Genomic DNA, 20,392 nt, shown 5'->3' with positions numbered 1-20,392 from the left:
TCTGACCAACGAGGACTCTGACCAACCAGGACTCTGACCAACCAGGACTCTGACCAACCAGGACTCTGACCAACGAGAGCCCTGCCAAGAAAGAACCCCGACAAACGAGAACCCCTGGGGTCACCAGGGGTTCTCGAGCCGTAGCCCCGACGGGATTCGAACCCGCGCTACCGCCTTGAGAGGGCGGCGTGCTAGGCCACTACACAACGGGGCCAGGAACCACTGAACCCCGCGGCACGACGCGGAGACAGTGAAAAATCCTGGGTGAACCAGGATTTCGCTGGGGTACCAGGACTCGAACCTAGACTAACGGAACCAGAAACCGTCGGGCTGCCAATTACCCCATACCCCAAGGGCTCCGACGAGTATAGCCCCAACCCCGAGTGCCCCAAGGGCTGCTACTGATCGGCCCACTGCCTCGCCCGATCGAGTCGGTCGAGTGACCGCGCCCGACCGAGGAGTTCCATCGACTCGAACAACGGCGGCGACACTCGCCGCCCCGTGATGGCCAAACGCACGGGCCCGAACGCGAGCTTCGGTTTCAGACCCAAACCGTCGATCAATACCGTTCGCAGCGCAGCCTGGATGTGATCCGTGGTCCAATCCGTGACGTCGGCGAGGGCGTCGCGGGCAGCTGCGATCACAGTCGCCGACCCTTCCTTGAGAACCTTGGCGGCGTCATCAGGATCGATGGCGAAATCGTGGTCGGAGACGAACAGGAAGGCGATCATCGGCGCAGCCTGGACCAGGGTGTCCATGCGGGTGTGGATCAGCGGTACCACGCGGGCGAGCAGATCCAACTGTTCCTCCGATGGATCGGCGGGCAGGACTCCGGCTTCGGTCAGATAGGGGATCAACCGCTGTTGAATCTCGGTCTCAGGCAGGTGCCGCACCCAATCGCCGTTGATGGCCGTGCACTTCTTCAGGTCGAATCGCGCGGGATTCGGGTTCACCCGGGAGATCTCGAAATGCTCGGCCATCTCGTCCTTGGAGAAGAACTCTCGATCGTCGCCGATCGACCACCCGAGAAGGGCCAGGTAATTCGTCAGCCCCTCGGGCAGGTACCCGTGGTCGCGATACATGTTCAACGATGACTCGGGGTCCCGCTTCGACAGTTTCCGGTTGCCCTCCCCCATCACGTACGGAAGGTGCCCGAAGGACGGTGTCGCGCGCTCGGTGACGCCGATCTCGCGCAAGGCGTCGTACAGCGCCAACTGCCGCGGCGTCGATGAGAGCAGATCCTCACCCCGCAACACGTGGGTGATCTCCATGAGCGCGTCGTCCACGGGATTCACCAGCGTGTAGAGCGGTTCTCCGTTACCCCGGACCAGCACATAGTCCGGAATGTGCTCGGCAGAGACGTGCATCTCACCACGAACGAGGTCGTCCCAGGTGAAGTCGGCGCCGGACATCCGAAACCGGATGGCGGGTGAACGACCTTGTTGTTCGTAGGCCGTGACCTGCTCCTCGGTCAGGTCGCGGCAATGGCCGTCGTAACCGGGAGTGCGTCCGGCAGCGAGTGCCTGCTCACGCCGGTCGGACAGTTCCTGAGGAGTGCAGTAGCACCGATAAGCGCGGCCCGCGGCGAGCAGACGGAGGGCTACATCCGCGTAGACGTCGAGTCGCTGGGATTGCCGGTAGGGCCCGAACGGACCACCCTTCAGGGGCCCTTCGTCCCACTCCAAACCCAACCACTGCAGGGCGTCGACGAGCGCCTCGTAGGACTCCTCGGTGTCTCGCGCGGAATCGGTGTCTTCGATGCGGAACACGAACGTTCCACCCGTGTGGCGGGCAAACGCCCAGTTGAAAAGCGCGGTACGCACCATTCCGACGTGTGGGTTGCCCGTCGGCGACGGGCAGAAGCGAACCCTGATGCCATCGTCAGTCACCGAGAACCACCTCGTTGTTCAGCGATCCAATCCCGTCGATCGTCACCTTCACATGATCGCCGTCGGCCAGTGGCCCGATCCCGGCCGGGGTACCGGTCAGGATCACGTCCCCGGGAAGCAGCGTCATCACGCTGGTGATGTGCGCGATCAGGTGCCGCACGTCGAACACCATGTCGGTCAGTGGAGCCTGCTGGCGGACGTCGCCGTTCACCTCGCACTGGACGACTGCAGAATCCGGCAGGGGGTCCGTCTGGATCCACGGACCCAGGGGGCAGAACGTGTCGAAGCCCTTGGCCCGGGTCCATTGCCCGTCCCGTACCTGGAGGTCCCGAGCGGTGACATCGTTCGCGCACGTGTACCCCAGGACCACTTGGTCCGCATCGTCCACTGACACGTGTCGGCACAGCTTGCCGATGACGACGGCCAACTCAGCCTCGAAGTCGACGCGCTCGGACTGTTCGGGGATCCTGATCGTCCCCCCCGGTCCGATGACCGTGGTGTTGGGCTTGAGGAACATCAAGGGTGAGGCCGGAAGGTCCGACCCCATCTCGGCCGCATGACCGCGGTAGTTCTTGCCGATTGCCACGATCTTGGACGGAAGAACCGGTGGCAGCATCCTGAGTCCGGCCAGCGGGACAGTTCCATCGACGAGGTCCGGTTCACCGAAAGGGTGGCCACGCATGGGACGCACCATCTCGGGTTCGGTGACTCCGTCACCTTCGATGGCGGCGAACACCATGGTGTCGTCGGGCAGGGAGAACCGGGCGATGCGCACCCCGCGAGCCTACCGACCGCCGGTACGTTGACCACATGTCACTGCCTCGCACCGTCCTGATCACCGGCGCCGGCGGGTTCATCGGGCGCCACCTGCACGACCGCCTCACAGCCTCTGGGGTGACCGTTCGCGGGGTCGACCTCGTGGCAGATCCCAGTCGTGGAACGACACTCGGGGACACCTTGGACCCATGGCGGTGGGCCCATCTGCTCGAAGGCGTGGACGCCGTGATCCACACCGCGGCGGTCGTGTCCAACGTTGCTCCACTCGAGGAGGCCTGGCAGGTGAATGTCCTGGCGACCCGCAACGTGATGACGGTGGCCACACAAGCCGGGGTCGATCACTTCGTTCATGTGTCTTCGATCGCCGCTTTCGGTGAGGACTTCCCCGACCAGGTCACCGAGCAGCACCCACCACATCTGACCGGCCACAGTTACGCCGACACCAAGATCAACGGTGAAGCTGTGGTTCTGGCGGCCCACGCTGCCGGTGAGATCGACTGCACCATCGTGCGTCCCGGTGATGTGTACGGACCCGGTTCCCGCCCGTGGGTGCTGATCCCCCTCCAACTGATCCGCAGCCACCAGGCGATCCTGCCCGACGGGGGGCGCGGAATCTTCTCGCCCACCTACATCGACAACCTTGTCGATGGCGTCGAACTCGTCCTGGCGACCCGGGCCGCCCGTGGGCAGATCTTCACCCTCACCGACGGAGTCGGCGTCTCGTGCTGGGAGTACTTCAGTCGTCTCGCGGATCTCGTCGGAGGGCGAGTGTATTCACTGCCTACGCCACTGGCGCGATCGCTGGCGTTGTCGGTGGGGAGCGCTACGCGGGCTCTGGGTCGCGAGAGCGAGCTGGGGCACGCCAGCCTCGGGATGCTCCTGCGCCGGGGTACCTACTCCATCGACAAGGCCCGTGAGGTGCTGGGATACGAGCCGGCCGTCGACCTCGATGAGGGGATGCGGCGGGTTGCGGCCTGGCTGAGGTCCGAGGGGATGATCTGACTCAGGAGGGCTCTGCCTCGCCGTCGTCAGAGGCGGCTCGCCCCTTCCACCGGCTCGCCATGAGTCCGACGATCATGGCGACGAACACGACCAGGTACAACTGTCCGACGATCGCCTCACCCGCGACCAGAAGGCGGCCCAGATCGCTGCTCGGTTCCAGCGGACTGCCCAACGTCGACACCGCTGTAAGCGAGAAGAACATGAACTGCGACGACGGCTCGGGCTTCGCGAAGAACGGTCCCGGCGAGAGCGAGTCGATGGTCAGATAGAGGTTGAAGAACGTCAGCGGAATCAGCATGTACGCAGTGATGGCGCCCATCAGGGTCGCTGCGGTGACATCTCGATGGTTGAGCAGCCGCCGGATCACCAGCCCCAGCGACAGGAGCGAGAACAGCAGCGCCCCGACTGGCGGGAACCGCACATCCACTGCGACCTGGTCGCCTTGGACGATCGCGTAGACCCCACCCCCAACCTGAACGAGGACCAGCACCGTGATGACCGCCTCGGCGATCCGGCGATACCTCCGGGTCACCCCGCAAGCGTGGATGGCCAACAAGAGCGCGAGGTAGCCCACTGCGGCGAGCAGCATTGCCCCGTAGTTCTCGATACCACCCTGCTCGTGAGGAACGTGCACGAGGGAAGCCACCACGATGGTGCCGCACACGAGGGTCAACAGCCAGCCGAAGCGATCCAGATAGCGCGAGGTGTCATCGAACACCTGCGCAGGCTCGGAGATGTGCGGCAACATCCCCTGTCCGCCGCTCATCGCGGCAACCTCGCGGAACACGCACTCATCGGCTCAGGCTACTCATCGACAACCGGCCCCGACCGGGACAGTGCCATCACTCCACGACCGGTCAGTTGTGACCATTGAGTCAGGGCGATTCCCCCGACGACGATGAGTCCGCCGACCACCTGGTTCCAGGACAACGGCTCCGCGAGCAGCACCGCACCCACAGTGGTCGACACCAAAGGGATGACGTAGGTCACCGTTGCCGCGACCGTCGCCCCCGCCTGCCGCAGGACACCCCAGAACAACGCCATCGCGACCCCGGTCCCGAAGATTCCGAGGGCCAGGATCGACGCGGTGGTCACCAGGGTCGGAGCTGCCGGTGGCACGCCCGGATCGACGATGAGCAGGAGTGCCACGATTCCGGTACCGGTGAGTAACTGCATGGCAGTCAACTGGGTACCGGCGAGGTCGGAGTTCGCCATCGAGACACGCCCGAACGCAGTTCCGAAGCCGTAGCACAGGCCCGACAAGATCATCGCGGTCACGCCGACGAGGTCGATGCCGGATGTCGAGATGTTCCACACCCCCACAGAGCACTCCGATGCCGGCGAAGCCGACGAGCAGTCCTACGACCTGGGTGCGGTCGGGACGCTCAGCCGGAATCAGCAGCGCCACGAAGATCGCAGCGAACAACGGGACGGAGGAGTTCAACAGCCCAGCCAGGATCGATGTGATCCGGGTTTCCGCGAACGCGATCAGAGCGAACGGCAGCCCGAGGCCCACGACGCCGAGGACGAACAGGTTGCGCCATTCGCGGGCGTTGGGCCGCGGGAACCGACGGGCCACGAGCAGGAAGACGCACACCGTCAGCGCCCCCAGCCCCATGCGGGCCGTCGTGACCTGCAGCGGGGTCATGGCGGCGAGCGCCTGCTTGATGAGGGCGAAACTCAGTCCCCAGATGACGGCCAACGCCAAGTAGCTGAACAACCAGCTGCGGCTCTGCACGGACGCTAGCTGATGGACGTGAAGTCGGCTTCCAGGCCACGCGTGAACGAGTACCGGATGGCATCGTCGAGCGCGAGCCACGACGCCTCGATGACGTTCTCGTGCACCCCTACCGTCTGCCAGTCAGCAGTTCCGTCTGACGTGCTGACGAGCACACGGGTCACCGCCTGCGTCCCCTTGACCCCCTCCAGGATCCTGACCTTGTAGTCGACAAGCTCGAGCCGGTCGATCTCCGGATGCGCTTCCATCAACGCCTCGCGCAGGGCCCGATCGAGGGCGTTGACGGGACCGTTGCCCTCAGCAGTGGAGATGACCCGCTCACCTTCAACGATGACCTTGACCGTGGCCTCACTGACAACGGTCCCATCAGCCTGGCGCTCCACGAGTGTGCGCCACGACTCCAACTCATACACCGAAGGCGGTTGCTCCCCCGTCTCGTCACGAATCATGAGTTCGAACGACGCATCGGCTGCCTCGAACGACCACCCTTGCGCTTCCATGTCCTTGACCCGGTCAACCAGGTGCGTGACGGCCTCCTTGTTGCCCGTCAGGTCCAGACCGAGTTCCTTGCTCTTCAACTCGACTGAGGCCCGCCCGGCCATCTCCGTGACGAGGATTCTCATGTCGTTGCCCACCACGGAGGGGTCGATGTGGTTGTACAGCTCGGACGACACCTTCAGAGCGCTGGCATGCAGTCCGGCCTTGTGGGCGAACGACGAGCTACCCGCGTAGGGCTGATGAGTGTCAGGCAGCAGGTTGGCGATCTCGGCGATCGCATGGGAGATGCGAACGGTCTCGGTCAGGTTTCCCGGGGGCAGGACCTGCATCCCGAGTTTCAACTCGAGGTTGGCCACGACGGCGAAGATATCCGCGTTGCCGGTCCGCTCGCCGTAGCCGTTGGCCGTTCCCTGCACATGGGTGGCGCCGGCTTCGACTGCGGCGATCGTGTTCGCGACGGCACACCCGGTGTCGTCCTGGCAGTGGATCCCGAGGCGCACTCCGCTGCGCTCGGCGACATCAGTCACGATGCGGTGGATACCGCTCGGGAGCATCCCGCCATTGGTGTCACACAGCACGCCGACGGATGCGCCCGCCTCAGCGGCCGTGATCAGCAGTTGCACCCCGTAGTCAGAGTCGTGTGCGTAGCCGTCGAAGAAGTGCTCACAGTCCACGAAGACCCGCCGCCCTTCGCCGACCAGGAACCGCACCGTGTCGGCCACCATGGCGAGGTTCTCTTCGTTCGTGGTTCGCAACGCCTGCTCCACATGCCGCACATCGGACTTGGCGACCAAGGTGACGACCGGCGCCCCGGAGTCCCGCAACGCCAGGACCTGCTTGTCCTCGTGCGCCTTGACTCCGGCGTGACGGGTGGCGCCGAACGCGACCAACTGCGCGTGCCGCAGCTTCAGGTCGTCACGGGCCTGGGCGAAGAACTCGGTGTCCTTGGGCATGGCACCGGGCCAGCCACCCTCGATGAATCCCACGCCGTAGTCATCGAGCAGACGGGCAACGGCCAACTTGTCGGCAACGGAGTACGAAATGCCCTCGCGCTGGGCACCATCGCGCAATGTCGTGTCGAAGACGTGGAAACTGTCGTTCGGCAGACTCGTGTCTGCCGGTCCGTTGCTCATGATGCGCCCTTCTCGTTGCGTGCCGGTCCAACGAAAAACCCCCTCGCCCGGGGCGTAGGGGGTTCGCGCGGCGGGAGTACCGTCGCGCGCTAACTAATGATGAGGACCGAGGTCACGACCCCATGGTGACACCGTGGCCGCCGTACTCGCAAACGCCGGGCATTCACGCAACTTGCGTCAACCAACCGTGTCGGTCCGGGGCCTGCCCCGTCTGAATCTCGAGTAGCGCCGTGCGCAGGCGCTGAGTGATCGGACCCGCTGCACCGTCGGCGACGGTCCACTCACCACTGCGGGCCTTCACATGTCCCACTGGGGTGATCACGGCGGCCGTCCCACACGCGAAGACCTCGCTGATCTCGCCGCTCTCGCAGCCCTTGCGCCAGTCCTCGACGCTGATCCGACCCTCATCAGCCGGATGGCCGAGATCGCGGGCCAACGTCAGCAGTGAGTCCCGGGTGATGCCGGGCAGAAGGCTGCCCGTGAGCTCCGGGGTCACCAACCGGGCATCGGCTCCGGCCCCGTACACGAAGTACAGGTTCATCCCACCCATCTCCTCGATCCAACGGTGCTCGTTCGCATCGAGCCAGACCACCTGGTCACAGCCGTGTTCGATGGCCTCAGCTTGCGCGAGCAGCGATGCCGCGTAGTTGCCGGCGCACTTGGCTTCGCCCGTGCCTCCGGGTGCGGCCCGGGTGTAGTGCTCGGTCAGCCACACCGTGACCGGTTGCAGGCCACCTTTGAAGTAAGCCCCCGCGGGTGAGGCGATCAACAGATACAAGTACTCGTCGGCGGGACGCACACCGAGGCCCACCTCGGTCGAAAACTCGAAAGGTCGCAGGTACAACGACTTCTCAGGATCGTGTGGCACCCAATCACGGTCCTGACGCAGCAGCTCCCGGATCGACTGCAAGAAGAGCTCCTCGGGGAGTTCAGCCATGGCGAGCCGACGAGCGGAACGCTGGAATCGAGCGGCGTTCGCCTCGGGGCGGAAGGTGTAGATGCCGCCGTCAGCGTGACGGTAGGCCTTGAGGCCTTCGAAGACGCTCTGACCGTAGTGCAGGCTGTTGGTCGCCGGATCCAACGTGAGCGGTCCGTAGGGAACGATCGCAGCGTCGTGCCACCCCCGTTCGGCGATCCAGCGGACCTGCGCCATGTGATCGGTGAACACGTTCCCGAACCCGGGGTCTTGCAGGATCATCTCCCGCTCGTTCGCGGGCAGGGGGGCCGGATTGGCGCGCAGCGGGAACTGTTCCGGCCCGGTGGCGGTCATGGCGTCTCCTCATCGGTCTCGTGCAGGGCACGATCTCGTCATTGTGACGGATTGCGGGTCATGGGCGGAAACGGGTGCCGCCGGTCGATTGAACCCGCAGTCACCACCCGCGAATCCGCTGAGTTCCAGTACTACCCTGCCAGCATGGCTCGCACCACTGCCCTGGCCGCTGGACTCATCGCCGCCACTGCGTTCGTGGCACTCCCGGCCCACGCCACGCCGGGTGCGGAGCAGGTCCCGGTGGCGAACGGTCGCTATGGCTTCGTCGACGTCGACGACCCCGACATGTTCTTGATGAAAGTCCGCGACCGACGCATCATCAATCCGCGGTTCGCGATCACGGTGACCTGCCGCCACAGCGACGGAACCCAGCAGGACGTCGCCTACGGACCGACCAGCAGTGATCCGTTGCGCAAGGAGCGTGTTCCCCGCAACGGCAGTCGCACCTTGAGTTGGCACCAGGCGGTCGACTCCAGCCTCATCCCTGATGCGGAGATCACGGTGGGAGTGACGTTCCGGCGCAGCGGGCGTGTGCTGGCCAGCGCGGAAGTGTCCGCCGACTACACGGTCGACGATCCCGAGGGTGGGCTGTGGCGATCTCAGTGCTACGGAACGCGGTCGTTCGAGTTGTCGCGAGGCCCTTTGCGGCTGCCCAGGTAGCGGGTTGTCCAAGTGCAGGTACACCAACAATCCTCAGCCGACGCGGCATCAGTCTGGGCAGTGATGACTGATCTGGATCGATTCGCAGGCGCGGCTGCGGTCGATCACATCGAACGGCTCGACGACGGTGACGAGTTCGGGTTGGGCACGCGTTGGCGAGAAACCCGAACCATGTTCGGCCGTCAAGCCAGCGAAGAGATGGTCGTCACCGATTTCCACCCCGGGCGGCAATACACCACCCAGGCTCACAACCACGGGATGAAGTACGAGTCGGTGGTATCGGTCGCCGAGACTGAATCCGGTTGCCGGATCACCATGAGCTTCAGCGCCGAGGGCGGCAGCTTGGTAGCCCGCCTTTTCGCCGCCAGCATCGGTCGCCTGTTCGAACCGGCGACGAGGCGCATGATGGCCGCCGACCTGGCCGCGATCGCAGCTGCCGCCGAGGACGACGACCCCGACGTCGGGTGACGTGGGAGCGGAAGCCACCTACAGCCGGGCAGCGATCGCGTCGCCGATCTGCGTCGTCGATCGATCTGCTCCCCCCCGTCCGGCCAGGTCGGCAGCGACGGCCTGCTCCACCCGTTGGGCGGCGCCGTATTCACCCAGGTGGTCCAGGAGCATGGCAGCACTGAGGATGGCAGCCGTGGGATCGGCTTTGCCTTGGCCGGCGATATCGGGTGCGGAACCGTGCACCGGTTCGAACATGCTGGGATTGGTGCGGCTGGGGTCCAGGTTGCCGCTGGCTGCCAAACCTATCCCTCCCGCGATGGCCGCTCCGATATCCGTCAGGATGTCGCCGAACAGATTGTCGGTGACAACGACGTCGAACCGACCCGGGTCGGTCAGGAAGAACATGCTCGCCGCATCCACGTGCAGGTAGTCGGTCGACACGTCGGGATGCTCCACTGCAACAAGGTCGAACACGCGTTGCCACATGGCACCGGCGTGGACGAGCACGTTGGTCTTGTGCACAAGGGTGACCTTCTTGTCCCGACGCTCTGCCCGGGCGAACGCGTCGCGAACGATCCGCTCGACCCCGAAGGCGGTATTGAGGCTCTCCTCCGTCGCGACCTCATGGGGTGTCCCTGGGCGAAGGTTCCCCCCCGCACCGGCGTAGGGGCCCTCGGTGCCCTCTCGGCACACTACGAAGTCGATGTCGTCCGGACCTGCTCCTGCCAGCGGACCGGTGACTCCGGGGAACAAGCGAACCGGGCGCAGATTCACGTGGTGATCGAGCTCGAAGCGCAACCGCAGCAGGAGTCCGCGTTCGAGCACACCAGGCGGCACGGACGGATCTCCGACCGCGCCCAACAGGATTGCGTCGTGCCCACGTAGTTCGGCGAGCACCGAGTCGGGCAACGTCTCACCCGTCGCCAGGTAACGCTGAGCCCCAAGGTCGTACGGCGTCGTGGTGAAGGAATCCTGGGCAGCGCTGCCGGCCGCTGCGAGAACCTTCAGAGCTTCGGTGACCACTTCGCCACCGATTCCGTCGCCGGGGATCACGGCCAAGCTGTACGTCGAAACCATGTCGGCAGTCTAGAGCCCAGCGACACCCGGCCCCGCGTTGGCGAGGCCTGACCCCTGTGGCCTGCGGTCGTTCTCAGCGACCCGGTTGCGACTCGTGGTCCAGCAGCCATTGCTTGATCGGCAGGCCGTAGCCGTAGCCGCCGAGGCTCCCGTCGGCGGCTACCACCCGATGGCACGGGACGAAAGGCGCCACGTGGTTGGCGCCGCAGGCAGATCCCACCGCTCGCGCGGCGCGCGGCCTGCCGATGATGTCCGCGACCTCGCCGTAACTGATGGGTTCCCCCGGGGGTATCTGGCGCAACGCGCCCCACACCTGCTCGCGAATGGGTGATCCGCTCTGCCGTACCCGGACCCGCGCCAGGGCAGTCAGATCGCCACTGAGGTAAGCGCGCCACTGCGCCCGTACACCGGGCAACGATCCCGCCTCGGGGTCGACGTCGGGCGCGAGGGTGCTCACGATGCGCTCGGCGCTCCCGAACCCTGCGGCCACCACCGTCTCGGTGCCGGGCTCGGCCACCACGACTAACTGCTCCGGCCCCCCTTCGAGTACGTCGATGATCATGTCGACTCCTTCCTCGCGTTCCGCGTGAGTCCTACTTGGGCGGGTTCTCCTTGGACGGGTTCTCCTTGGACGGGTTCTCCTTGGGCGCGTCTTCCTTGGGTACCGATCCATCGGTCGTCGGCGTTGCCAGCACGACCAGTGGGGTGCGATGGCCCCGCGCCCCGTGGGTGGCGCGCAGCACCGCCTGGGTCCGCCGATTCGGGTTGAGCTGATTTGGCGGCAACCCACACGTGGTGGGCGAGATATGACCGCCACGGCGACATGTCGATGGGCCGAACCCCGGCGAACAGGCCACCCGGGCCCAGCGCCCGCCGCAGAACGAGATCGCCGTCCGGCCACACATCCGGGTCACCGAGCGCTCGCATCCGCACGTCGGCGAGCGTCCACGGGCCGATCCCCGGGATGCTGCCGAGCACCGCCATGACGTGTTCCCGGTCAGCCGTGGGTCCTAGATGGACGCGTTCCGTAGCGATGACCTCGGCGGCGGCCACAAGAGTGCCGGCCCCGCGCTCGCGGCACTCCCAGGGCGGCCGCCAATCGCTCGGGATCAACCTCGGCGAGCTCGGCTGGGGTCGGGAAACGCCCGCCCGGACCCACAGTGTCGATCAGGCGCGCACTGTGCGTCGCCGCTGCGGCCACGCTGACCTGTTGACTGACGATGGTGGACGTAAGCGCACGGAACGGATCCAAGGCTCCCAGCACTCGCAGGCCCGGGTGATGTTCGACCCACGGACGGACGGTCAGATCGCGGAGCAGATGCGAATCGATCACGCCCGGGGCCGCCTCCAGATCCAGCCAGCGCCGCACACTCGCGATGTGTCGGGGGATCTCGCGGAGACTCGCCCCGGCGGGCAAGCCGAGTGCGAGGACCACGGTTCGCGCGCCGAATCGGACCGAGATTCTGGTGTCGTCCAGCTTTGTCGTGCGCACGATCGCGTGTGCCGGGTCTGCCGCGTCGATGTCATCGACTCCCGGGACGGCGTGTCGTTGCAGCCAACCCACGACTTGAGCGACCGCGTAGGGCGTTCGAAAAGGCAGTCTCACCGTGAGGTCGGAGATCGGCGTCGCCTGATCGCGGGCCGGGCGCACTGCCCGGCGCAACTCGCCCGGGGTGACGCCGAACTGGGCGCGCATGACGTCGTTGAACTGCCGCACCGAACCGAACCCCGCCGCGAACGCGACGTCGGTCAGCGTCAGCGTGGTGTGTTCCAGCAGCAGTCGGGCTGTCTGGGCTCGGCGGGTGCGCGCCAGTTGCCCTGCCGTCGTGCCGACCTCCGCGGTCAGCGCACGATTCAGGTGTCGTTGCGTGACGTTGAGTGCCCGGGCAACCGCCTCGACACCGCCCTCATCCGCGGCCCCGGAACCGAGCAGGCGCAGCGCACGCGCGACCAGGTCCGACCGATGATCCCACTCCCGGGAACCGGGCAGGGAGTCCGGACGGCAGCGCCGACACGCACGCAATCCAGCAGCGACAGCTGCAGCAGCTGATCCGAAGAACCGCACGTTGCGGCGAAGTGGAGTTCGCGCCGGGCATACCGGGCGGCAGTAGATGCCCGTGCTGAGGACACCGACGAAGAAGCGACCGTCGAACCTGCTGTCGCGCGCCCGCAGGGCCCGGTAGCAGGTGTCGTCGTCGATCAGCATGGGTCCAGTGTGCGGACCGGTCGCGCACAAACCTAGCGGGAAAAGGACGTGACGCTGCCAGGCGACGTGGCCGATCGCCCGTGAGCCCGAGCCAAGCCCACCGCGGCACTCCGAAACCTGCGAATGGACCTCGTCGACACCCGCTGGTACGGTGGCAGGGATGTTCGCGGGCCTGCTTCTTGGCAGCCGCGGCGAGGCCTGACCCGACTGGCCCCTCGCCGCGGAGTGTCTGCCTGCCGGTCTCCCTCACCTCAGATAGGCCCGAATCCATGACCAGCCTGCATGACCAGCGCAATCCCCAGCAAGCGTCCGCGATGCCGTTCCACCGTTACCAGCCGTTTCAGCCCATCACGCTGCCGGACCGCACCTGGCCGAACAGCGTCATCACCCAGGCGCCCCGCTGGTGTGCAGTCGACCTCCGGGACGGCAACCAGGCACTGATCGATCCCATGACGCCGGATCGCAAACGCCGCATGTTCGAGTTGCTCGTCGCCATGGGCTACAAGGAGATCGAGGTCGGCTTTCCCTCGGCTTCCCAAACGGACTTCGACTTCGTGCGCGGCCTCATCGAAGAAGACGCCATTCCCGACGACGTCGTCATCCAGGTCCTGACTCAATCCCGGGAACACCTGATCGAGCGCACGTACGAGGCCATCGAAGGTGCCGACCAGGCCATCGTCCATCTGTACAACTCCACATCGACTCTGCAGCGTCGGGTCGTCTTCGGTCTGGACCGTGCGGGCATCGTGGACATCGCCGTCCACGGCGCCCAGTTGTGCGCCAAGTACGCGGAGAACACCGACACCGAGGTGTTCTTCGAGTACTCGCCTGAGTCGTACACGGGAACCGAACTCGACTTCGCCCTCGAGGTGTGCGATCGGGTCACCGACGTCTGGGAACCGACGCCTGACCGCAAGGTGATCCTGAACTTGCCGGCGACTGTCGAGATGGCCACCCCCAACGTCTACGCGGACACCATCGAGTGGATGCACCGCAATCTGGGGCGCCGGAATTCGGTCGTGCTGAGCCTGCACCCCCACAACGATCGGGGCACCGCTGTCGCCGCCGCGGAACTGGGCTTCATGGCGGGTGCCGACCGTATCGAAGGATGCCTGTTCGGCAATGGGGAGCGTACGGGAAACGTGTGCCTGGTGACCCTGGGCATGAACCTGTTCAGCCAGGGGATCGACCCCCAGATCGACTTCCGCGACATCGATGACATCCGCCGGACCGTCGAGTACTGCAACCAGCTGCCGGTCAACGAGCGCCACCCCTACGGCGGCGACTTGGTCTACACGGCGTTCAGTGGCTCGCATCAAGACGCCATCAACAAGGGCTTGAAGGCGATGGCCGAGGACTCGGGCGACGCCGGCGTCCCCGTCGACGACTTCCGGTGGGAGGTTCCGTACCTGCCGATCGACCCCAAGGACGTCGGGCGCAGTTACGAAGCAGTGATCCGCGTGAACAGCCAGTCGGGCAAGGGCGGGGTCGCCTACATCATGCGGACCGAGCACAAACTCGACCTGCCCCGGCGACTGCAGATCGAGTTCAGCCAGGTCGTTCAGCATCACACCGATGACGAGGGTGGCGAAGTATTGCCAGACGAGATGTGGCGCATCTTCTCCGACGAGTACCTGCCGGACCCGGCCAGTCCGTGGGGTCGGTTCGCGCTGATCAGTGTCAGCCAGGACTCCTCGGTGGGTGGTGAGACCAGCGTGTCCGCGGTCCTCTTGGACGAAGGTCGCGAGGTACATCTGACCGGTAGCGGCAACGGGCCCATCGCGGCCTTCTGTAGCGCCTTGTCGACTCATGGGGTCGATGTGCGGGTCCTGGACTACAACGAACACGCCATGTCAGCCGGTGGGGACGCCAACGCGGCGTCGTACCTGGAATGCGCCATCGCAGACAGAGTCCTCTGGGGGGTCGGGATCGACCCGTCCATCGTGACTTCGTCGCTGAAGGCGATCGTCTCAGCCGTCAACCGCGCCGAGCGGTAGCCGCGACTGCGGGCGCATCTGGTACGGGACCAACTCCGGGGACCCGCTCGAGCCCGGTGCCGACGAGTCGGCCGATCACCACGCCCAGCACCGCCGCCGGGACGAGGGCCCAGCCACCCAGGAGAAGTCCCAGCGCGACGCCCGACACGGTCAACGGGATCCAGTGCAGGGCGAGCCCGACTGAGGTGGCGGCCAGGATTCCGGCTGCAGCCAGGACAGCCGGGACACCCGGCAACCCTGCCAGAGAGGCGAGCACCCCAACAGCACCACCGAGGAACATGGCGGGAAAATCGGGCCGCCTCGTAACCCACCCCCCAGACTGAGCGCGTACCCGAGCCCCTTGGTGAGGACGATCACAGCGACCACTCCGCCATCGGTCAGGGCCAACAAGTCCGAGATGTGGCCTTCGCCCGAACCCAGGATCAGATGCAGATCGATGTCCCATACGAGGTACGACGAGATCGCCACCAGGGCGATCAGCAAGCCAGACAAAGCCACCCGGTTCGCATGGGTCTCGCCGGGATCAGCCCACTGCCGCCACGCGTAGGCACCCAGCCTCACGATCGCCACACAGACGGCAGCCAGCAGCGCCACAGCGGCCGCAGCCAGCAAGTCCGCCCATTCGAACTGGTAGCCACCGCCGAGGTTCAGCGTCGAATGCCAGGCCAGTGACACGACCAGCCCCAGCAGCGCGCCGATCGCCCCGATAGTGACCAACCGGTGGGTGTCCGAACCCGGCTGACGTTCTGACACGAACACACCGACGGCAGTCCCGAGGGCCAAGAGACCTGCCTCGGGACCCAGCACGGCTCCCGACAGCAGAGTGATGACGACCAGGAGGAGAGACGTCAGAGCCACCTTCAGCGAAGCGACACTGACCGTCAGACCGTCCAGCGGGCTGTGCCCGAAGACACCCGTTCGGTGCCGCAACAGGCCGACGAACACAGCCCCACCGGTCAGCATGACCACCATGTAGCCGGCTACGAGCACGTCGTTGCCCAACCTCTGAGGGACCGTGGTCCAGACGACCTCCAGAGCGAGGGTCAACAACTGCAGGTAGGCCGTACCCAGGACGAGGGCGACCACGGCAGTGATCACCATCTGTCCGACGTTCCGCCGTACTCGCCGTCCGATACTTCGCCGTCCGGTGTCTCGCTGTCCGGTGTCCCGCTGGCCCATGTCCCGTTCGCCGCCGATCCCGGGCTCCGGGCGGCGGTTCATAGGCGCCCGGGCCACAGGTCGGTATCGAGCGTGTTCTCCAAACCGGCGATCGTTCCGAGATCGGGCACGACCTTGCCAGTCAGGAGTCGCGACAGGCTGGTGGGGTCCATAGCGGCCGGACCGGCCACCGCGCGCAGCGACAGACCCTGCTCGGTCATCACGGTCTTCAGTCTGATCGCGATGCGCGCCGACACCAGTGCGTAGGTCGGGGTGTCGACGCCGAAGGGGCCCTCCGGCCATGTCCCCGTCGGCGCGACGAAGGTCGCGGGCGGAAGATACCTGCGGGCGGCCACGCGCCGGATTCTGCCACCGTCACCCGGCCTGTGTTCGCGTGATGCACTCTCGCGTCGGCGACCGGATAGGCTGACCGCTGAGACCGAGGCGCGGCGGACAGACCCCAGGAGGCGATGTGTCGGAACATCTGCGGCTGACCTTTCCCGAGGAACGCGTCACCCAGCCGGTGATCTATCACCTGGTCAAGGACTACGACGTCGTACCCAACATTCGTCGAGCGGCCATCGAGAATCACTTCGGTTGGCTGGTCCTGGAACTCGAGGGCGATCCGGAGCGCATTCAGGCGGCCAAGGTCTACCTGCAGCAGCAGGGCATCACCATTGACAACGCCGAGGGCGACATCGTCGCCGGTTGACCGTCTGGCCGGACTGGCGACCGCTTGAGCAGCGCAACGGCCTTCAGTAACCGCTGATCTGTTCGATGACCTCCAGAGCGGCCAGACTGTCGCGGGGATCGACTGGCACTGGGCCTTCGCCTCGTAGGCAGGCAGTCATCCGACGGTAGAAGTCGGGGTAGTCCCCGGGCACGGTGGCGATCGGCACGGTTTCGTCACCGGTCATCAGCGAACCCGCCATCGCCGTCGCCTCGACACCCCACGGCCCGCCGCCAGGTCGCGCGCCCCTGCGGAGGTCGTCCTCCTGCGGATCCAGCCCGTCCTTGACGTAGGCGGCGCGGTCCCCGAGCACTCGGAACCGAGGGCCCGGCGCAGCGGTCACCAGGCTGACCCACAGTTGGGACACCGCACCCGATTCGTGGCGCAGTTCGACGAATGCATCATCGGGGACCTGCGCGCCGGACCGGACCGTGCGTACCCATCCTCGGGTCTCGGTGACCGGACCGAGCAGCACCATGGCCTGATCTATGACGTGCGGGCCGAGATCCCACAACACACCGGAGCCCGGTGCCGGTTGTTCCTTCCAGCCTGACTTCACGGCGGGTCGCCACCGTTCGAAGCGCGACTCCAACCGGTGCACGCGACCCAGGCGACCGGATTTCGCCAGTTCACGGACGGTCGCGAAGTCACCATCCCAGCGCCGGTTCTGGTAGCACGTCAGAACCACTCCGAACCTCTCCGCCGACTCGATCAGGCACAACGCCGAAGCGACGTCGGTGGCCAGGGGCTTGTCCACCACGGTTGCGATCCCGGCTTCGATCAGGGCACCCGCGATTGTCGAGTGAGTGGCGTTCGGCGTTGCCACGACCGCGACGTCGATATCAAGGTTTCGCAGAGAGTCGGTGTCAGGCACGACCTCGACAGACGGATACTGCGTGGCGGCGGCGGTCCGACTCGACTCGGATCTGGCGACCACGGCCGCCAAGCGGCAACCGGGTGTCGTGGCGATGAGTGGTGCGTGGAAGACCGACCCGGCCAGACCGAATCCGACCACCGCATACCGAATGTCCCTCACCCGTCCACAGTGTCGGATCTGCGGTTCCAGGGCAACGGGTCAATCGATGAGTTCGAAAGAGCCCGCCGGAATCCGAGATCCGTTGAGAAGGATAGCGACCGTATGACGGCCGGGGTAGACGGAACGGGTCGACAACTGCGCCAGCGAGAAACTGCGTTTCACCGCAGCCGTCCCACCGGATGACACGGACAACTCACCGCCTTTGAACACCTTGGCACTGATGCGGCCCGCGGGCCTGACGAACCCGATCTCGATGTCCACCAGCGCCGGCGCCGGCCGGTCGCTGTCGTTCGCGACCACCACCTGCACCGCGACCCTCTCCCCGATCCGCGCCTGATGCGCAGAGATGGACACGTGCTCGATGCGGGCCGGCGACCGCCGGTCGAAGCCGAGGATCGACAGGGCCTTCGCGTCGCCGCACTTGACGAGGGTACGCAGCGCATGGCGAACCAGCGGACGACGGCTCGGAACCTCCCTCAGCCATCGCGCCGTCACCGCCAGCGTCACATCCGGATGATCCTTGGAGATGTCATTGAGGTTGTTGGCGACGGAACGGCGTACGTAGTCGGACGGATCGTCTCGCAGGGCGCTGAGCAGCGGGAGGAGCGGCGTGGGATCGAGCACGAATCGCCGCAGCCGGGGGGCCCAGGGCAGCCGAGGCCGAGTTCCCTCCGACACCAGTCGGCGCACGTGTTCGCTGGGATCAGCGGTCCACTGGGTCAGACGGGCCATGGTGGGTTCGTAGCGATGCTCAAGGAATGGCCTGATGCTGAACTCCGCGGTGAACCGCTTCGTGATCTCGTACTGCGCCGTCATCGACTCCTCGAAGGTGTCCAACCCGTGCTCAGCGACGTACATGCCGAGCGGCCACAGGACGAATCCGGTCATGCCCTGCCATCGCTGCGCCTCTGACTCTGGCGGCAGCGCACTGGTGATCAGCGGGATGGCAACGGCGGGATCCGTCGGCAGGAAATCCGTCAGAGTCCGTGCGACGGCGCGGGACCTTTCGGACAACTCCAGGTCCGCGAACTCGGCAGTTGCCCGAGTCGTGAACTCCGCGGCGTCGAACTCCGGGGTCACCGCTGCCAGCCAGCCCGCCAACTGCTCGACCGCCGGGGTGCCGAAGGAGTCCTTCAGCGGCGCGGCCACGGTCAGGCCAGGTCGACGGCCCTGCCGAAGCCCGCGCCGATCTCGGTGACGATGGTTTCCATTGTGCTGCTCGGGACCGCGGAATCCACTGTGAGGACGGTCAGTGCCGGGCCCCCCGCGTCGGTGCGACCGACCTGCATGCCCGCGATGTTGATGCCGGCGTCTCCCAGGATTTGGCCCAGTTTGCCCACCACTCCGGGGCGGTCGACGTAGCCGAGGAAAGCCATGTGGTCCGTGATGGCGACTTCGACGTCGAAGCCGTCGACTTGAACCAGCCGGGCCTCGTCTTTGGGACCCACGACAGTGCCGGCGACGCGCACCTGGCCGCCGTCGACCTGCGTGGTGCGAACGGTGACGACCGAACGGTGGTCCGGGCTGTCAGGTGTCGTGGACAGGTGCACCTCGACTCCCCGGGCCTTGGCCATGAGGGGGGCGTTGACGTAGGACACCGGGTCGTCGACCAGTTGGCCGAAGACACCTTTGAGCGCAGACAGTTCGAGGACGCGGACGTCTTCGGCCGCCGCCTCCCCGAGAACATCGACGTCGATCCGTTCGATCGCCGATGCGGAGAGTTTGCAGGCGATGGCCCCCAGTTTCTCCGCCAGAGGGAGCAAGGGACGCACCGGCTCGGCGAGGACACCGCCTTGGACGTTGACCGCGTCGGGCACCAGCTCGCCGCTCAGTGCCAAGCGCACCGAACGCGCCACGGAGATTCCCGCCTTCTCCTGCGCTTCATCGGTGCTGGCCCCCAGGTGGGGCGTGGCGACCACGTTGTCCAGCCCGAACAGTGGCGAGTCTGTGCACGGTTCGCTGGCGTAGACGTCCAGTCCCGCACCGGCGACGCGACCATCGACCAGTGCCTGATAGAGCGCATCCTCATCGACGATGCCGCCGCGGGCTGCGTTGATGATGCGGACCTCGGGCTTGACCTTGTGCAGCGCTTCGGCTCCGATCAGGCCCAGTGTCTCCGGGGTCTTGGGGAGGTGCACCGTGATGAAATCCGAGCTGGCGAGCAACTCGTCGAGGTCGACCATACGCACCCCGAGCTGCGCCGCGCGGGCTGGTTGTACGTAAGGGTCGTAGGCGATCAACTGCACGCCGAACGCGCTCAGCCGCTGCGCGACGAGTACTCCGATCCGCCCGAGTCCTACGACCCCGACGACCTTGTCGGCCAACTCGATTCCGCTGTACTTGGAGCGTTTCCACTCGCCACGGCGCAAAGCCTCGTTGGCAGGAACGACGTTGCGGGCGGATGACAGAAGCAGCGCGACCGCCAGTTCCGCAGCACTGAGGATGTTGGATGTCGGGGCGTTGACCACCATGACACCCGCCTCCGTCGCCGCCTTGACGTCGACGTTGTCGAGTCCGACACCGGCACGGGCGACCACTTTCAGATTCTTGGCCGCGGCCAGAGCCTCCGCGTTGACCTTGGTCGCCGAACGAATGAGGATCGCGTCCACATCGGCTATGGCGGGCAGCAGTTGTTCGCGGTCCGAGCCGTCACAATGCCGGATCTCGAAGTCGGGGCCGAGCGCCTCGACGGTCGCTGGGGACAGTTCCTCGGCTATGAGCACTACGGGCTTGGTCACGGCATTCCTATCGTCGGCACACGTGATCCGGTC

General features: G+C 66.0%; 22 protein-coding genes and 2 tRNA genes. 6 read left to right on the top strand and 18 right to left on the bottom strand.

The genetic code is table 11. The features are described 5' to 3' along the window. Window positions 1–141: 141 nt before the first annotated feature. The 4 genes from V9E98_08725 to V9E98_08710 all read right to left on the bottom strand — a co-directional run bounded on the left by V9E98_08725 (window position 142) and on the right by V9E98_08710 (window position 2,664). Window positions 142–214 (bottom strand) — tRNA-Glu (locus tag V9E98_08725). Window positions 215–280: 66 nt separating this feature from the next. After that, a tRNA-Gln gene (locus V9E98_08720) sits at window positions 281–352 on the bottom strand. 46 nt (window positions 353–398) lie between these two features. Next, window positions 399–1,889 (bottom strand): glutamate--tRNA ligase, encoded by a 1,491-nt coding sequence (gltX, locus tag V9E98_08715; GenBank protein MEI2717063.1) that lies wholly within the window; start codon window positions 1,887–1,889, stop codon window positions 399–401. Further along, entirely contained in the window at window positions 1,882–2,664 is a 783-nt protein-coding gene (locus V9E98_08710) for a fumarylacetoacetate hydrolase family protein (GenBank protein MEI2717062.1), read from the bottom strand. Before V9E98_08710 ends, gltX begins: the two co-directional genes overlap by 8 nt. A 35-nt stretch (window positions 2,665–2,699) precedes the next feature. On the opposite strand from V9E98_08710, the gene V9E98_08705 reads away from it, so the two are divergent. After that, window positions 2,700–3,668 carry an NAD(P)-dependent oxidoreductase gene (locus V9E98_08705; GenBank protein ID MEI2717061.1) on the top strand — a complete coding sequence of 323 codons (969 nt, stop codon included), beginning with the start codon at window positions 2,700–2,702 and terminating at the stop codon, window positions 3,666–3,668. A gap of 1 nt (window position 3,669) precedes the next feature. Here the strand turns inward: V9E98_08705 and V9E98_08700 are convergent, their stop codons facing one another. Further along, a complete protein-coding gene (locus V9E98_08700) occupies window positions 3,670–4,434 on the bottom strand; it encodes a hypothetical protein (GenBank protein MEI2717060.1) in 765 nt (254 codons plus the stop codon). 38 nt (window positions 4,435–4,472) lie between these two features. Continuing rightward, window positions 4,473–4,991 carry a DMT family transporter gene (locus V9E98_08695; protein ID MEI2717059.1) on the bottom strand — a complete coding sequence of 173 codons (519 nt, stop codon included), beginning with the start codon at window positions 4,989–4,991 and terminating at the stop codon, window positions 4,473–4,475. Here V9E98_08695 and V9E98_08690 point away from each other — a divergent pair. Beyond that, entirely contained in the window at window positions 4,975–5,415 is a 441-nt protein-coding gene (locus tag V9E98_08690) for a hypothetical protein (GenBank protein MEI2717058.1), read from the top strand. The two genes, V9E98_08695 and V9E98_08690, sit on opposite strands and share 17 nt — an antisense overlap. Here the strand turns inward: V9E98_08690 and cimA are convergent. After that, window positions 5,412–7,037 carry a citramalate synthase gene (gene cimA, locus V9E98_08685; GenBank protein ID MEI2717057.1) on the bottom strand — a complete coding sequence of 542 codons (1,626 nt, stop codon included), beginning with the start codon at window positions 7,035–7,037 and terminating at the stop codon, window positions 5,412–5,414. The genes V9E98_08690 and cimA overlap by 4 nt on opposite strands. Before the next feature lie 163 nt (window positions 7,038–7,200). Continuing rightward, window positions 7,201–8,307, bottom strand: coding sequence for a branched-chain amino acid aminotransferase (locus tag V9E98_08680; protein MEI2717056.1), 1,107 nt, complete (start codon window positions 8,305–8,307; stop codon window positions 7,201–7,203). Between the two features lie 144 nt (window positions 8,308–8,451). Here V9E98_08680 and V9E98_08675 point away from each other — a divergent pair, with 144 nt between their 5' ends. Next, on the top strand, window positions 8,452–8,967 hold the full coding sequence (locus V9E98_08675; protein ID MEI2717055.1) for a hypothetical protein: 516 nt from the start codon (window positions 8,452–8,454) through the stop codon (window positions 8,965–8,967). Window positions 8,968–8,979: 12 nt separating this feature from the next. Then, entirely contained in the window at window positions 8,980–9,435 is a 456-nt protein-coding gene (locus V9E98_08670; GenBank protein MEI2717054.1) for an SRPBCC family protein, read from the top strand. 18 nt (window positions 9,436–9,453) lie between these two features. Here the strand turns inward: V9E98_08670 and V9E98_08665 are convergent, their stop codons facing one another. The 4 genes from V9E98_08665 to V9E98_08650 form a co-directional block, all read right to left on the bottom strand. Beyond that, the gene (locus tag V9E98_08665) at window positions 9,454–10,494 is read right to left on the bottom strand and encodes a 3-isopropylmalate dehydrogenase (protein MEI2717053.1); all 1,041 of its coding nucleotides are present in this window, start codon (window positions 10,492–10,494) and stop codon (window positions 9,454–9,456) included. A gap of 73 nt (window positions 10,495–10,567) precedes the next feature. Beyond that, window positions 10,568–11,056, bottom strand: coding sequence for a methylated-DNA--[protein]-cysteine S-methyltransferase (locus V9E98_08660; GenBank protein MEI2717052.1), 489 nt, complete (start codon window positions 11,054–11,056; stop codon window positions 10,568–10,570). 31 nt (window positions 11,057–11,087) lie between these two features. Further along, window positions 11,088–11,279: a hypothetical protein gene (locus V9E98_08655; GenBank protein MEI2717051.1), complete on the bottom strand. Its 192-nt coding sequence runs from the start codon at window positions 11,277–11,279 to the stop codon at window positions 11,088–11,090. 212 nt (window positions 11,280–11,491) lie between these two features. Next, a complete protein-coding gene (locus tag V9E98_08650; protein ID MEI2717050.1) occupies window positions 11,492–12,700 on the bottom strand; it encodes an Ada metal-binding domain-containing protein in 1,209 nt (402 codons plus the stop codon). 269 nt (window positions 12,701–12,969) lie between these two features. On the opposite strand from V9E98_08650, the gene leuA reads away from it, so the two are divergent. Continuing rightward, on the top strand, window positions 12,970–14,697 hold the full coding sequence (gene leuA / locus V9E98_08645; protein MEI2717049.1) for a 2-isopropylmalate synthase: 1,728 nt from the start codon (window positions 12,970–12,972) through the stop codon (window positions 14,695–14,697). Here the strand turns inward: leuA and V9E98_08640 are convergent. The 3 genes from V9E98_08640 to V9E98_08630 form a co-directional block, all read right to left on the bottom strand. Beyond that, on the bottom strand, window positions 14,678–14,851 hold the full coding sequence (locus tag V9E98_08640) for a hypothetical protein (GenBank protein MEI2717048.1): 174 nt from the start codon (window positions 14,849–14,851) through the stop codon (window positions 14,678–14,680). The two genes, leuA and V9E98_08640, sit on opposite strands and share 20 nt — an antisense overlap. Further along, window positions 14,848–15,798: a chloride channel protein gene (locus V9E98_08635; protein MEI2717047.1), complete on the bottom strand. Its 951-nt coding sequence runs from the start codon at window positions 15,796–15,798 to the stop codon at window positions 14,848–14,850. The genes V9E98_08640 and V9E98_08635 overlap by 4 nt, the downstream gene beginning before the upstream one ends. Before the next feature lie 116 nt (window positions 15,799–15,914). Next, window positions 15,915–16,211, bottom strand: coding sequence for a helix-turn-helix transcriptional regulator (locus V9E98_08630; GenBank protein MEI2717046.1), 297 nt, complete (start codon window positions 16,209–16,211; stop codon window positions 15,915–15,917). Window positions 16,212–16,327: 116 nt separating this feature from the next. Between V9E98_08630 and V9E98_08625 the strand changes: the two genes are divergently transcribed. After that, window positions 16,328–16,567 carry an NIL domain-containing protein gene (locus tag V9E98_08625; GenBank protein ID MEI2717045.1) on the top strand — a complete coding sequence of 80 codons (240 nt, stop codon included), beginning with the start codon at window positions 16,328–16,330 and terminating at the stop codon, window positions 16,565–16,567. Window positions 16,568–16,610: 43 nt separating this feature from the next. Here the strand turns inward: V9E98_08625 and V9E98_08620 are convergent, their stop codons facing one another. From V9E98_08620 to serA, 3 genes are read right to left on the bottom strand one after another with little or no spacing between them, the layout of a single operon-like run. Then, the gene (locus V9E98_08620) at window positions 16,611–17,621 is read right to left on the bottom strand and encodes a Gfo/Idh/MocA family oxidoreductase (protein MEI2717044.1); all 1,011 of its coding nucleotides are present in this window, start codon (window positions 17,619–17,621) and stop codon (window positions 16,611–16,613) included. Window positions 17,622–17,660: 39 nt separating this feature from the next. Continuing rightward, window positions 17,661–18,770: a hypothetical protein gene (locus tag V9E98_08615; GenBank protein ID MEI2717043.1), complete on the bottom strand. Its 1,110-nt coding sequence runs from the start codon at window positions 18,768–18,770 to the stop codon at window positions 17,661–17,663. A 2-nt stretch (window positions 18,771–18,772) separates the two neighbouring features. Next, complete coding sequence (serA, locus tag V9E98_08610; protein MEI2717042.1) at window positions 18,773–20,359, bottom strand: phosphoglycerate dehydrogenase; 1,587 nt, start codon at window positions 20,357–20,359, stop codon at window positions 18,773–18,775. Between the last annotated feature and the right edge of the window lie 33 nt (window positions 20,360–20,392).

It is taken from the genome of Candidatus Nanopelagicales bacterium (assembly GCA_037045355.1).
GTDB lineage: Bacteria > Actinomycetota > Actinomycetes > S36-B12.
Note: the sequence above shows the minus strand (reverse complement) of the source record. Positions and strands in the feature narration are given on the sequence as shown.

Bases quoted from the DNA above. Each gene is read 5' to 3' on its own strand.
- V9E98_08705 (MEI2717061.1), top strand. From the start codon at position 2,700: ATGTCACTGCCTCGCACCGTCCTGATCACCGGCGCCGGCGGGTTCATC.
- V9E98_08700 (MEI2717060.1), bottom strand. From the start codon at position 4,434: ATGAGCGGCGGACAGGGGATGTTGCCGCACATCTCCGAGCCTGCGCAG.
- V9E98_08690 (MEI2717058.1), top strand. From the start codon at position 4,975: ATGTTCCACACCCCCACAGAGCACTCCGATGCCGGCGAAGCCGACGAG.
- cimA (MEI2717057.1), bottom strand. From the start codon at position 7,037: ATGAGCAACGGACCGGCAGACACGAGTCTGCCGAACGACAGTTTCCAC.
- V9E98_08680 (MEI2717056.1), bottom strand. From the start codon at position 8,307: ATGACCGCCACCGGGCCGGAACAGTTCCCGCTGCGCGCCAATCCGGCC.
- V9E98_08675 (MEI2717055.1), top strand. From the start codon at position 8,452: ATGGCTCGCACCACTGCCCTGGCCGCTGGACTCATCGCCGCCACTGCG.
- V9E98_08665 (MEI2717053.1), bottom strand. From the start codon at position 10,494: ATGGTTTCGACGTACAGCTTGGCCGTGATCCCCGGCGACGGAATCGGT.
- V9E98_08660 (MEI2717052.1), bottom strand. From the start codon at position 11,056: ATGATCATCGACGTACTCGAAGGGGGGCCGGAGCAGTTAGTCGTGGTG.
- V9E98_08650 (MEI2717050.1), bottom strand. From the start codon at position 12,700: ATGCTGATCGACGACGACACCTGCTACCGGGCCCTGCGGGCGCGCGAC.
- leuA (MEI2717049.1), top strand. From the start codon at position 12,970: ATGACCAGCCTGCATGACCAGCGCAATCCCCAGCAAGCGTCCGCGATG.
- V9E98_08635 (MEI2717047.1), bottom strand. From the start codon at position 15,798: ATGGTGATCACTGCCGTGGTCGCCCTCGTCCTGGGTACGGCCTACCTG.